Origin of the sequence: Streptomyces sp. NPDC001717 (assembly GCF_042892775.1) — a bacterium.
GTDB lineage: Bacteria > Actinomycetota > Actinomycetes > Streptomycetales > Streptomycetaceae > Streptomyces.
In genome coordinates this window covers 147560-160648 of the sequence record NZ_JBIAUK010000013.1, presented here as the reverse complement: position 1 = coordinate 160648, position 13089 = coordinate 147560, and the positions used below count along the sequence as shown (strand labels likewise).

The 13089-nt window shown below is 72.9% G+C and carries 10 protein-coding genes; 5 read left to right on the top strand and 5 right to left on the bottom strand.

The features are described 5' to 3' along the window. Positions 1-16 precede the first annotated feature (16 nt). Positions 17-421, bottom strand: a complete 405-nt coding sequence (locus tag ACFYZL_RS22025) for a CoA-binding protein (protein ID WP_376657093.1) — start codon at positions 419-421, stop codon at positions 17-19. Positions 422-595: 174 nt separating this feature from the next. On the opposite strand from ACFYZL_RS22025, the gene ACFYZL_RS22020 reads away from it, so the two are divergent. From ACFYZL_RS22020 to ACFYZL_RS22005, 4 genes are all read left to right on the top strand, one after another. Next, on the top strand, positions 596-1030 hold the full coding sequence (locus ACFYZL_RS22020) for a hypothetical protein (protein ID WP_388681065.1): 435 nt from the start codon (positions 596-598) through the stop codon (positions 1028-1030). A 720-nt stretch (positions 1031-1750) separates the two neighbouring features. Next, complete coding sequence (locus ACFYZL_RS22015; RefSeq protein ID WP_384751675.1) at positions 1751-2377, top strand: YigZ family protein; 627 nt, start codon at positions 1751-1753, stop codon at positions 2375-2377. 84 nt (positions 2378-2461) lie between these two features. Further along, positions 2462-3631 carry an exonuclease SbcCD subunit D gene (locus ACFYZL_RS22010; RefSeq protein WP_388681061.1) on the top strand — a complete coding sequence of 390 codons (1170 nt, stop codon included), beginning with the start codon at positions 2462-2464 and terminating at the stop codon, positions 3629-3631. Beyond that, entirely contained in the window at positions 3628-6639 is a 3012-nt protein-coding gene (locus ACFYZL_RS22005; RefSeq protein WP_388681058.1) for an AAA family ATPase, read from the top strand. Before ACFYZL_RS22010 ends, ACFYZL_RS22005 begins: the two co-directional genes overlap by 4 nt. A gap of 31 nt (positions 6640-6670) precedes the next feature. Here the strand turns inward: ACFYZL_RS22005 and ACFYZL_RS22000 are convergent, their stop codons facing one another. Then, positions 6671-7117, bottom strand: coding sequence for an Lrp/AsnC family transcriptional regulator (locus ACFYZL_RS22000; RefSeq protein WP_384751684.1), 447 nt, complete (start codon positions 7115-7117; stop codon positions 6671-6673). 94 nt (positions 7118-7211) lie between these two features. Here ACFYZL_RS22000 and ACFYZL_RS21995 point away from each other — a divergent pair, with 94 nt between their 5' ends. Then, positions 7212-7727 (top strand): rhodanese-like domain-containing protein, encoded by a 516-nt coding sequence (locus ACFYZL_RS21995; protein WP_384751687.1) that lies wholly within the window; start codon positions 7212-7214, stop codon positions 7725-7727. A gap of 90 nt (positions 7728-7817) precedes the next feature. Here ACFYZL_RS21995 and ACFYZL_RS21990 read toward each other — a convergent pair whose 3' ends face one another. From ACFYZL_RS21990 to ACFYZL_RS21980, 3 genes are all read right to left on the bottom strand, one after another. Next, on the bottom strand, positions 7818-9521 hold the full coding sequence (locus tag ACFYZL_RS21990; RefSeq protein ID WP_388681054.1) for a DUF885 domain-containing protein: 1704 nt from the start codon (positions 9519-9521) through the stop codon (positions 7818-7820). Between the two features lie 222 nt (positions 9522-9743). Then, complete coding sequence (locus tag ACFYZL_RS21985) at positions 9744-11219, bottom strand: GNAT family N-acetyltransferase (protein WP_388681051.1); 1476 nt, start codon at positions 11217-11219, stop codon at positions 9744-9746. A 119-nt stretch (positions 11220-11338) separates the two neighbouring features. Continuing rightward, entirely contained in the window at positions 11339-12907 is a 1569-nt protein-coding gene (locus ACFYZL_RS21980) for an alkaline phosphatase D family protein (protein ID WP_384758848.1), read from the bottom strand. Positions 12908-13089: the final 182 nt, after the last annotated feature.

Sequence of the window (13089 nt, the reverse complement as noted above, 5' to 3'; positions counted from 1 at the left end):
GTCCCGGGGCCGGCGGCTAGAGGGCCGGGATCTCGATCGCCGGGCAGCGGTCCATGACCATGTCCAGCCCCGCCTCACGGGTACGGGCGAAGGCCGCCTCGTCGACCACGTTCAGCTGGAACCAGACGGCCTCCGCACCGGCGGCGACCGCGGAGTCGGCGACCGCCCCGGCCAGGGCGCTGTTCACGAAGACGTCCACCACGTCCACCTTGAACGGGATCTCCTCCAGCGAGGCGTACCCGGGCTCGCCGTGCACCGTCTCGGCCTTCGGGTGCACCGGGACCACGCGCTTGCCGAACTGCTTGAGCACACGGGCCACCCCGTACGCGGCCCGGTCCTGGTTGTTGGACAGGCCCACGACGGCCCAGGTGTCCCCGAGCTCGGTGAGGATCTTGCGGATGGTTGCCGGGTCGCCGTACACGCGTGCCGCCTCCTGCTGGTCTGACCGGTCCGACCGGTGCCGGACCCCGACTGCTCAACGGAAAAACCGCACGTCGTCTTCCCCGTAGACACCTCCGGGCTCTAACTCGTCAAGTCGACCGGTCACAACCGCTGTGTAGCCTGTCGATCTGTTCGAACGAGCAAGGGGGCGCGGGTGGACATCGAAGGCACGCATGCCGCGATCCAGCTCCCCGAAGGGAACTGGTGGGACTGGGACGTGGTCGCCTGGAACAGCGGGCAGCTCAAGCTTGCTGCCGGCCACGACCTGGCTTACCACCACGGCCTGGAACTGGTCTTCGGCGATCCGTTCTTCGTCTGCTGCCCGGCGATGTTCTCCGATCCGATCTTCCGTGCACCGACCGCGGACGAGGTCCTCAGAGTCACGCGTCAGGTCGGCGAAAGGCCGCCCGTCGTGGTCGCCTTCGAGGCCGACGCGGGCGGGCAGGAGCCGGTCTCGTGCCTGATCGCAGCCGAGCGGTTCGAGGTCGTCCAGGAATTCGTCCTGCGGTACTGGCGCGAGGACGCAGACCCGGATCAGCGCTTCGCCCCCTGGGTGCGGTCCCCGGACCAGCAAGCAACCTCAGGCTAGGCGGCCGCTGTGCCCATCTCGGCGGGTGGGGCTGGGAAGGCCAGCTCCTCGTCATACCGCTGGTCCTGCTGGAGGCAGTGGTAGAGCCGGCCGATCATGCGGTTGAAGAGGTTGCGCTGGGCGGCGGCGTGCCAGTCTGCGTGGTTGTCGCGGCGGCGTCGGTAGTGGGCTTTGGCGCCGGGTGAGGCGGTGATCGCGAGACCCAGAGGTATCCGGCGTGGTTGAGGCGGTCATGCGCCGAGCTGGATACCGAGGCCGGGAAAGCTGAGGATGATCTTGGCGTCAGGGTGCTGAGGGAATGCTTCCTCGACCGCTTCGGCGAGGTTGTCGGCTGCGGTGCATGCTGCCTCCAGTTGGACCAGGAGAGCGAGCATCTGCTTGCCCAGTGCGTCCTCGACCAGCTACGGCCGGTGGGCCCAGTCCGCTCGGAAGACCTCGCGGAGCCGCTCGGCCTCGGCGGCAATACCCCGCTGCCAGCCGGCCCGCTTGAGCGCGGCCTGGAGCTGCGCTCGCGTTACGTGAGCGGCCTTGGTCGGCGTCGGGGCCAGCTTGAGGAGCTGGTGGGCCTCGGGGCGGCAGAGGCCAGCCGGGACCGCCCACCGATCTACGGGAAGGCCTCGAAAACCTGGGTGGAGACAGACGTGACAGCCTTGGCGCTCGAACAGCCCACCTGCTTCTCCTCCGGCCGGACCGCTCTTAACCACGGATTAGGGTGGAGAAGTGAAGGCAGACCAGTATGTGACGGTGGCCCGGGAGGGCCTGCACGAGTCCGAGATCAACCGCTCGCGCTTCCTGTGCTCGCTCGCGCCCGCCGCGACCGAACAGGAGGCGCAGGACTTCGTCGCGCGCATCCGCAAGGAGCACCCCACCGCCTCGCACAACTGCTTCGCCTACGTGATCGGCGCCGACGCCGCCGTGCAGAAGGCCAGTGACGACGGCGAGCCCGGCGGCACCGCCGGGGTGCCGATGCTGCAGATGCTCATGCGCCGGGACATCCGGTACGCCGTCGCCGTGGTCACCCGCTACTACGGCGGCGTCAAGCTCGGCGCCGGTGGCCTGATCAGGGCGTACGGCGGCGTCGTCGGCGAGGCGCTCGACGCGCTCGGCACCGTCACCCGGCGCCGCTACCGGCTGGCCACCGTGACCGTCGACCACCAGCGGGCCGGAAAGACCCAGAACGACCTCCGCTCCACCGGCCGCACCGTCGTGGACCTGCGCTACGGGGCCGCCGTGGAGATAGAGGTCGCCCTGCCGGAGGCGGACCTGCCCGGCTTCGAGGCCTGGCTCGCCGACAGCACGGCGGGCAGCGCCACCCTCACGCTCGGCGGTGAGACGTACGCGCCCTGAGCGCCCCCGGGACGGGTTAGCGTAGAGGGGTCAGGCGAGCGGAAGACGATCAGGGGGACACGGCATGTGCGGGCGGACCGGCGAGTGAAGTTCCTGCACACCTCCGACTGGCACCTCGGCCGGTCCTTCCACCGCGTGAACCTGCTCGGCGCCCAGTCGGCCTTCGTCGACCACCTCGTCGAGACCGTCCGGGAGCACGAGGTCGACGCCGTCCTCGTCGCCGGTGACGTCTACGACCGCGCCGTGCCCCCGCTGCCCGCCGTCGAACTGTACGACCGGGCCCTGCACCGGCTCGCCGAACTCGGCGTGCCCACCGTGATGATCTCCGGGAACCACGACTCCGCCCGCCGCCTCGGGGTCGGGGCGGGGCTCATCGACCGGGCCGGGATCCACCTCAGGACCGACCCGGCCGGCTGCGCCGACCCCGTGGTGCTGGCCGACGTACACGGCGACGTGGCCTTCTACGGGCTGCCGTACCTGGAACCGGCTCTGGTCAAGGACGAGTTCGCGGCGCAGAAGGTCAGCCACGAAGCCGTGCTGGGCGCGGCCATGGAGCGGATCCGGGCCGATCTCGCCGGCCGCGAGCCCGGCACCCGCTCCGTCGTACTCGCCCACGCCTTCGTCACCGGCGGACAGGCCAGCGACAGCGAGCGCGACATCTCCGTGGGCGGGGTCGAGGCCGTGCCCGCCTCCGTCTTCGACGGAGTGGACTACGCGGCCCTCGGCCACCTCCACGGCTGCCAGACGATCAACGAACGGGTCCGCTACTCCGGTTCCCCCCTCGCCTACTCGTTCTCCGAGGCCGACCACCGCAAGACCATGTGGCTCGTCGAACTGGGCGCGGAAGGGGAGATCACCCGCGCCGAGCGGATCGACACCCCCGTGCCCCGAGCTCTCGCCCGACTGCGCGGGCCGCTGGAGACCCTGCTCGAAGACCCGGCGCACACGGCGTACGAGGACGCCTGGGTCGAGGCGACCCTCACCGACCCGGTCCGGCCCGACGACCCCATGGCCCGGCTCGTCACCCGCTTCCCGCACACCCTCAGCCTCGCCTTCGACCCCGAGGGCCGCGAGGAGGAGACCGGCACCTCCTACGCCCAGCGGCTGCGCGGCCGCAGCGACCAGGAGATCGCCGAGGACTTCGTGGCCCACGTGCGCGGCGGCGGACACGCGGACGAGGCCGAGCGCGCCGTGCTGCGCAGCGCCTTCGACGACGTACGGACCGACGACAGCCGCCAGGAGATCCACCGATGAGGCTGCACCGGCTGGCGGTCACCGCCTTCGGGCCCTTCGCCGAGCCCCAGGAGATCGACTTCGACGCCCTGTCCGGCGCCGGGATCTTCCTGCTGCACGGGCCCACCGGCGCCGGCAAGACCTCCGTCCTCGACGCCGTCTGCTACGCGCTGTACGGCTCCGTCCCCGGCCCCCGCCAGGCCCCCGGCACCAGCCTGCGCAGCGACCACGCCGCCGCCGACACCCCGACCGAGGTCACCCTCGAACTCACCGCGGGCGGGCGGCGCCTGGAGATCACCCGCCGCCCCGAACAGGACCGGCCGAAGAAGCGCGGCACGGGCACGACCAAGGACAAGGCGCAGAGTTGGCTGCGCGAGCGCACGGGCGAGGGCTGGGAGGCGCTCAGCCGATCCCACCAGGAGATCGGCGAGGAGATCGAGCAGCTCCTCGGCATGAGCCGCGAGCAGTTCTGCCAGGTGGTGCTGCTGCCGCAGGGGGAGTTCGCCAAGTTCCTGCGCGCCGACGAGGCCGCGCGCGGCCGGCTGCTCGGCCGGCTCTTCGACACGCGCCGCTTCGCCGCCGTCGAGACCCTGCTCGGCGAGCGCCGCCGGGCCGCCGAGGCCAAGGTGCGGGCCGGCGACGAGAAGGTGCTGCACACCGCGCAGCGCCTCGCCCAGGCCGCGGGGGACAGTGCCGACCTGCGGGCCTGGCCCATGCCCGGGCACCAGCCGGGCGACCCCGGACTCGCCGGGGCCGTGCGCGCATGGGCGGCCGTCGCCCGGTGTGCCGCCCGCGAGCGGCGCACCGTCGCCGAGTACGCCCTGGCCGCCGTCGAGGGCCGGTACGCCGCGGCCCGGCGGGCCGCCGAGGACGCCCGGGAGCTGGACCGCCTGCAGCGCCGCCACGCGGAGACCACCCGCCGGGCCGCCCTGCTCGCCGAGGCGGAGCCCGAGCGGGAACGCGTACGCGCCCTCCTGGACCGCGCCCGGCGCGGAGCCCTGGTCGCCCCCGCGCTGGAGATGCGCGGAGCGGCCTCGGCCGCACACCTCGCCGCCGCCCACGCGGAGACGGCCGCCCGGTCCGAACTCCCCCCGATGTTCAGGGAGGCGGGCGCCGAGCAACTGGCCGGGATCGAGCGGGACCTGCGAGGGGACCTCGGCGCGCTGGGAGCGGCCCGCCGGGACGAGCAGCGAAGCGCCGAGATCGGCCGCGAACGGGCCGACCTGGAACGGGAGTCCCGGGCCGCCGAGGAGGCCCACCTGGAATCGGCCCAGTGGCTCGAGCGCTGGGACGCCACCCGGGCCGGGCTGCAGGAGCGGGCGGACGCCGCCCAGCAGGCCGCGACCCTCGCCGAGCAGATCGCGGGCAAGCTGGAACCCGCCCGCATGCACCTGAACTTCGCCCGCCGGCGCGACGAGCTGGCCGCCGAGGCCGAGCGCACCGAGCGCGAGCTCCTCACCCTGCGCGAGGATTCCGCTGCCGCCAGGGAACGCTGGCTGGAGCTGAAGGAGGCCCGGCTGCGCGGGATCGCCGCCGAACTCGCCGAGGCGCTGGTGGCGGGCGAGGCCTGCGCGGTGTGCGGCTGCGCCGAGCACCCCGCCCCCGCCCGCCCCGCCCCCGGCCATGTGGACCGCGCCGCGGAGGACGCCGCCCACGGTGTCTTCGAGCGGGCCGAACAGGCCCGCGCCGACGTCGAACGGCGCCTCGCCGCCACCCGGCAGGCCCGCGAGGAGGCGGCGACCGCCGCCGGGGACGCCACCACCGCCGAACTCCTCGACCTGACCTCCGACCTGAGTGCCCGGCACGCCGCCGCGCACGCCGCGGCCGCCGAACTGCACACCGCCCGCGAGCGGCTCGCCCGCGCCGAACGCGAGCACGCCGCGCGCAGTGCCGACCGGCTCGACGCCGAACGCCGCGCCGCCGCCAGGGCCTCTCGCCGCGAGGCGCTGGACCGGGAGCAGGCCTCGCTGGAGGAGGCCCTCGCACAGGTGCGGGAGGGGGCGCCCACGGTCGCCGCCCGCACCCGCCTCCTGGAGGACCGGGTCCGGATCGTCTCCGGGGCCGCCACCGCGCTGCGCCGTGCGGAGACCACCGCCGCCCGGCTGAAGGAGGCCGACGACCAGCTCGCCGACGCCGCCTTCAAGGCCGGCTTCGACACCATCGAGGCCGCGGCCGAGGCGGTCCTGCCCGACTACGAGCGCACCGCGCTGCAACACCGGCTGGACGCCTGGCAGGCGGAGGAGGTCATGCTGGCCGACCGGCTCGCGGAGAGCGACACCGCCGCGGCCGGTGCCCTCCCGCCGGCCGCACCGGAGGAGGCCGAGAACTACGCGGCGCGGGCCGCGGCGAAACTTCGTACGGCCGGCTCGGCCTTCGACGCGGCCCGGGTCCGCTGCGAGGAGCTCGACCGGCTCTCCCGGCAGGCGGAGCACGAACTGCGCGCCCTGGGCCCGCTGCGCGAGGCCTACGACCGGGTGGCCCGGCTGGCCGGACTCACCGCGGGCACCTCCGCCGACAACGAGCGCAGGATGCGGCTGGAGGCCTATGTGCTGGCCGCCCGCCTGGAACAGGTCGCCGCCGCAGCGACCGTACGGCTGCTGCGCATGTCCGGCGGCCGCTACACCCTGGTGCACTCCGACGCCCGGGCGAGCGGACGGGGGCGCTCCGGGCTCGGCCTGCACGTCGTCGACGCGTGGACCGGCAGCGAGCGGGACACGGCCACGCTGTCGGGCGGCGAGACCTTCTTCGCCTCGCTCGCCCTCGCGCTGGGTCTCGCCGACGTGGTCACCGACGAGGCGGGCGGGATGCGCCTCGACACCCTCTTCATCGACGAGGGCTTCGGCAGCCTCGACGACCAGGCGTTGGACGAGGTGCTCGACGTACTGGACTCGCTGCGCGAACGGGACCGCAGCGTCGGCATCGTCAGCCACGTCGCCGACCTGCGCACCCGGGTCCAGGCGCAGCTGGAGGTCGTCAAACAGCGCGGCGGCTCCGTGGTGCGCCACCGCACGGCGGCGCTCACGGACTGAGCGGGCGCGTTCACGGACTGAGCGGGCGCGTTCACGGGCTGAGCGGGCGCCTCGGAAGCGGGGACGAGTACACGATGCTCGTCGTCACCGGGCCGAGGCCGGCGATCCGACCCGTGATCTCCTCCAGGTGCGCCATCGAGCGGGCCGCGACCTTCAGCACGAAGCAGTCGTCGCCCGTGACGTGGTGGGCCTCCAGGATCTCCGGGGCGGCGTCCAGGAAGTCGTGGAACGGCTTGTAGTTGCCGTGCGGATAGCGCAGCCGCACCAGGGCGAGGATGGCCTTGCCGAGCTTCTCCGGATCCACCACCGCCGTGTAGCCGGTGATGATGCCGGTCTCCTCCAGCCGGCGGACCCGCTCGGTGACGGCGCTCGCCGACATGGACACGGTGCGGGCGAGCTCGGTGAAACTGGCGCGGCCGTCCTGCTGGAGGGCTTCGAGGATCCGCCAGTCGGTGGCGTCAGGGGAATAGTCGGTCATGCCGCAGATCTAGCAGGGGATTCCCCGGTGGGACAAGCCAAAGGCCGGGGAAAATCACTTCCGATGTTGATCAACAACTCGTAGATTTCCAGTCATGACGACGACGCAGAACACCTCTTCCCCCGCCGCCCCCGCCAACCCCGTGCTCCGGGTGCCCCCGGCGTCCCCGGCCGCTGCCGCCGCGTACTTCGCCGCGAGCCTGGCCTTCCACGCGGACGTCTCGGACGTCGCCGCCGCCTTCAAGGCCCACCGCGAGCAGGGCGCCGAGCTCGGCTTCCAGCTGATCGACTCCCGCTCCACCCCGTCCTGGGACCAGGCCCACGTGCCCGGCGCGATCCACCTGCCCACGGCCCTCATCCCCGAGCAGGCCGAGCGGCTCCTGGACAAGAACGTGCCCGTGGTGACGTACTGCTGGGGCCCCGGTTGCAACGGCGGCACCCGCTCCGCCCTGGCCCTGGCCGAACTCGGCTTCCAGGTCAAGGAGATGCTCGGCGGCATCGAGTACTGGATCCGGGAGGGCTTCGAGGTCGAGACCTGGCAGGGCAACCAGCAGCGCGCCGAGGCCGACCCGCTGACCGCGCCCACCGACTCGGACGACTGCGGCTGCTGACGTGTACGCCTTACGGGCCGGGTCCGGCACACGCGGACGGGCCGCTCACCCCTGGAGGAGATGAGCGGCCCGTCCGTGTTCGTCACGGCCTCAGAGCTTGGACAGCTCGTCCACCAGGTCGTCCAGACCCAGCGAGCCCTGCGACAGCGCCGCCATGTGCCAGGCCTTCAGGTCGAAGGACTCGCCGCGCGCGGCCCGCGCGTTGTCGCGGCCCAGCAGCCAGGCGCGCTCGCCCAGCTTGTAACCGATGGCCTGCCCCGGCATCGACAGGTAGCGGGTCACCTCGCTCTCGACGAAGTCGCCCGGCCGGCCGCTGTGCAGGCCGAAGAACTCCTGCGCCAGGTCCACCGTCCACCGCTCGCCCGGGTGGAACGGCGAGTCCGCCGGGATCTCCAGGCCCAGGTGCATGCCGATGTCCACGATGACCCGCGCCGCGCGCATCATCTGGCAGTCCAGGTAACCCAGGCGCTGCTCCGCGTCCTTGAGGTAGCCCAGCTCGTCCATCAGGCGCTCCGCGTACAGCGCCCAGCCCTCGGCGTTGGCGCTGACGAGACCCACACTGGCCTGGTAGCGGGACAGCTGGTCCGCGACGTGCGTCCACTGCGCGAGCTGCAGGTGGTGGCCGGGGACGCCCTCGTGGTACCAGGTGGAGACCAGGTCGTAGATCGGGAAGCGGGTCTGCCCCATCGTGGGCAGCCAGGTGCGGCCCGGACGGGAGAAGTCCTCGGAGGGGTTCGTGTAGTACGGAGCCGCCGCGCCGCCCGGAGGGGCGATCTTCGACTCCACCCGCTTGACCCGCTCGGCGAGTTCGAAGTGGGTGCCGTCGAGGTTCTCGATGGCCTCGTCCATGAGTCCCTGGAGCCAGGCCTGGACCTCGTCGACGCCCTCGATGTGGGTGCCGTGCTCGTCCAGGTGCTTCAGCGCCTCCCAGGGGCCCGCGCCCGGGAGGATCTTGGCGGCCTCGGCCTTCATCTCGGCGAGCAGGCGGTGGTACTCGGACCAGCCGTAGGCGTACGCCTCGTCCAGGTCCAGGTCCGTGCCGTTGAAGTAGCGCGACCAGCGGGCGTACCGCTCGCGACCCACGGTGTCGGGCTTGCCCTCGACGGCCGGGGCGTACACGTCGCGCATCCAGTCGCGGAGTTCGGCGAGGGCGGCCGTCGCGGCGCCGGCCGCCCCGTCCAGTTCGGCGCGCAGGGCCTCGGGGCCGCCCGAGACGAAGTCCTCGAAGAAGGCGGGCTCTTCGCCGTCCTGCCCGGCCCAGGCGGTGAGCTGGCCGATCATGGTGGTGGTGGCGCGGGGGCCGCCGTACAGGCCGCGCTCCAAGCCGAGGGCCAGGCTCTCGCGGTAGCCGCCGAGGCAGGAGGGCACGGCGCGCAGTCGCTCGGCGATGGCCGCCCAGTCCTCGTCGGTGTCGGACGGGGTCAGGGTGAAGACCTCGCGGACGGCGTGCGCCGGGCTGTGGATGTTGCTGACCGCGCAGAGGTCCTCGTCGGCGGCGTGCACCGCGAGTTCGGCGTTCAGACGCTCGCGCAGCAGTCGGCCGCAGCGGCGCTCGGCGTCGCTGTCGGCGCCGGGCAGTTCCTCGGCGGCGTCGAGCAGGGCGAGGGTGGTGCGGGCCAGTTCGGCGACGGCCGCGCGGCCGGCCGGAGAGAAGTCCGGGAGTTTGCCGGAGCTCTGGGCGACACCGAGGTAGGTGCCCGTGATCGGATCGAGGGCGATGAGGTCGTCGACGTACGCGTCGGCCACCTGGCGGGGCAGCTTCGGAGTGCTGCCGTTGTTGGAGATCTCTGACATACGGCCATCTTCGTACGCAAGACGGGGCTACGTCATCACCGTTTGGCTTCAGTCTGCTGACCGTGGCCGCTTTCGGAAATGCCGCCGACCCGCACGCGGCCCTGGCGGGCGGCGGATCGGCCGCCGCGTCGTGTGCGGGTCGGGGTGCAGGTCGGGGCGAAAGGGGCGTTCCGTGGGAGCCGGTTGTGGCCGGTTGTCGCCGGTCGTGGCGGGTGGGTGGGATCAGTGGTGGTTGAGCGGGGGCTGCGGTTCGCGGCGCGGGAGCTCGTTCCCACCCTCGTGGGTGACGTCGTACGGCAGGCGCGAGCTGACGGGGGTCGCGTCCAGCCGGGCCGTGATCACGAGGGTGCCCTCCTCGATCTGGTAGTCGAGGGGGAGGCCGAGCCCGCGCATGGCGGCGACCATGCCGGTGTTGGAGGCCTGGGTGACGGCGTACACGCTGTCGCAGCCGGCCTCGACGGCCATCGCGAGGAGCCTGCGCAACAGCTCGGAGCCGATGCCGCGGCGCTGCCAGTCGTCCTCGATGAGGAGCGCGACCTCGGTCTCGTCGCCGTCCCACAGCAGGTGGCCGAGGGCCACGAGCCTGCCGGAGGCGGTGGTGGCGGCCAGGGTGCGGCCGAACCGGGGGCTGAGCAGGTGGCCCAGGTAGCGGTCCGCGTCGAGGACGGGGCCGTGGTAGCGCAGCGACAGGGTGCGCTCGGAGCAGCGGTCGTGCATCGCGCGGGCGGCGGTCAGGTCGGAGCCGTCGGCGCGGCGCACGGTGACCTCGTTGCCCTCGGGCAGGGTCAGTACGTCGAGGCTGCGCGGAACACGGGGACCGAGGCGGGCGTCGAGCTCGACGAGGGCGCGGGCGCGGGCGAATTCGGTCGGGGTGAAGGGGAGGTAGGGGCGCTCCACGGTGATCGCACCGCCCGAGGGGTCGCGCAGCCGCATGACGGTGGCCTCCAGGACCCCTTCCACCGGGGCGTCGGCGCCCGCGTTGGGGCGGCCGGAGAGGGTGGTCGCCGGGATGGAGTGGATGGTGCAGCGGCCGAGCAGCTGGCGCAGTGCCAGGGGCAGTTCGGCGGCGTCGAGGGCGGTGCGGGTGGCCAGGCCCAGGACCCGGGTCGGGGTGTCGACCAGGTCGTGGGCGTCGGCGCGCTCGATCCAGGTGCTGTGCCCGCCGGCCAGCGCGATGGCGCGGGTGAGGTCGGCGGACGGCAGCTCCTGCGGCGCCCGCAGCAGGAACTCGTCGACCGTGCCGCCCTCGGGGAGCGGGTGTGTCTGGAGCGTGAGGATGTCGACGCCGTTGTGGGCGAGGGCGGTGCAGAGGGCGGCGAGGGAGCCGGGCTCGTCCCGTACGGTCGTGCGCATCCGCCACAGGGTGGCGGTCGGCGCGTCGGCGGTGGGGGCCGCGCCGGTGCCGGCACCGGCACGCGCACGGGCGCCCCTGCCCGCGGCAGGGGCGGCCGACGGCCCGGTGTCCGGCGGCGGCGCATGGCTGTGTCGCCGGGCCCACCACGTGTGGAAGGCCGCGGTGACGAGGAGTGCGACGGCCGAGGCGACGAGCAGGACCGGGCCCCTGGGGCCGTGCACGACGAGATTCGCGATGCCGTCGGCGACCGCGACGGCGCAGAAGAGGGCGGCGAGCTCGACGACGTCACGGCGCCAGTGGTGGCGGTGGGAACGCTGGGCAGAGGAAAGATCACGATCAGTCATGCACACCACTGTGACGGAGGGGTGTTGCGTGATCACGAACGATCTGTGACCGACTGGTTAAGTGTCCATCTGGCCGATTTCACCCAGTTTTCCGGGGCATTTCCGTGGACCTGCCGGCTTCACTGGCCCACCCGGCCCGGCTGGAGCGTCTTGGTGAACAGTACGCCACCTCCCTGGCGCCGCAGTCGGACGGTGAGTTCCCCGCCGGCTCCGTCGATGTCGACCTCGCCGTAGTAGGGCGGGTTCTCCGAGGGGGACATGTTGGCGAACGGCGCCGACTGGACGAAGGCCGTCTCCGGGCCGAAGGTCGCGTCGAGCCGGCCGGCGGGGAAGCCGCCCGCACCGATGGGCCCCGAGACGAACTCCCAGAACGGCGCGAAGTCGGCGAAGGCCGCCCGCTCCGGCGCGTAGTGGTTGGCGGCGGTGTAGTGCACGTCGGCGGTGAGCCAGACCGTGCCGGTGATGCGCTGGTGCTTGATGTGGCGCAGCAGTTCGGCGATCTGGAGCTCGCGACCCAGCGGGGCGCCGGGATCGCCCTGGGCCACGGCCTCGAAGTTCGTCGCGCCGTCGGGGACGACGATGCCGAGCGGCATGTCGGAGGCGATCACCTTCCAGGTGGCCCGGGAACGGGTGAGTTCGCGCCGCAGCCAGGCCAGCTGTTCGGCGCCGAGGATCCCGATGGGGTCTTCGGTCGCGGTACCGGGGGAGTTGGCGTTCCGGTACGTGCGCATGTCGAGTACGAAGACGTCGAGGAGCGGGCCGTACCGCATCACGCGGTACATCCGGCCCTCGGCGCGGCCGCCGCGCAGGTCGGTGACGGGGAAGTACTCGCCGAAGGCCTGGCGGGCGCGGGCGGCGAGGGTGTCGGCGTCGCGCACCGTGTAGCGGGGGTCGTCGATCACCTGGCCCGGGTACCAGTTGTTGCGCACCTCGTGGTCGTCCCACTGGGCGAGGACGGGAACCTGGGCGTTGAAGGCGCGCAGGTTGTCGTCGAGCAGGTTGTAGCGGAAGTTCCCGCGGAACTCGGCGAGGGTCTCCGCGACCTTCGACTTCTCCTCGGTGGTGATGTTGCGCCACGTGGTGCCGTCGCGGAGGGGCGCCGAGGGCTTGATCGGCCCGTCGGCGTAGATGGTGTCCCCGCTGAAGAGGAAGAAGTCGGGGTTGCGCAGGCGCATCTCCTCGAAGACCCGGTAACCGCCGAGGTCGGGGTTGATGCCCCAGCCCTGGCCCGCCAGGTCCCCTGACCACAGGAAGCGCACGTCGTGCCGGCGGGAGACCGGGGTGGTGCGGAAGCTGCCGTGGACCGGCTCGGAGGTGCGGCGCGGGTCGTCCGGGTCGGCCAGGACCACCCGGTAGTGGATCTGCCGGCCGGGCGGGAGGTCGCGCAGGACGGTGGTCCCGGTGAAGTCGGAGGAGGGCCCGAGGAGCGGACCCTGGTGGCGGCGCACGGCGTACCGGAACGCTTCGCTCGGGGAGGTCTCGACGGACATCCACGCGGGGCGGTCGGAGCGGGTCCACACGGTGGCCGAGTGGGCGGTGATCTCGCCCGACTGCACGCCCCAGAGCGCGTTCGGCCGGCCGGAGCGGGCGAAGGCGGGGGCCGCGAGCGCCGGAACGGCGAACAGCGCGGAGGACAGGGCGAGGGAACCGCCGATCAGGGACCGTCGGGTGTGCGGCATCGGTGCCATCGGTGCGTCTCCAGGGGCGGGCGGGGGTGGGTCGGACCAGGGTGCCGTCAGACCCCGGCCCGGCCGCGTCGCCCACGCGAACCCGGGATGAACAGCCGTCAGCCGCTCAGCCGTTCGCTTCTCCGGCCCGTTCGTCCTTTTTCGGCCACCCCACCCCGGGGGTGCTCCGTGCCTCCCCGCCG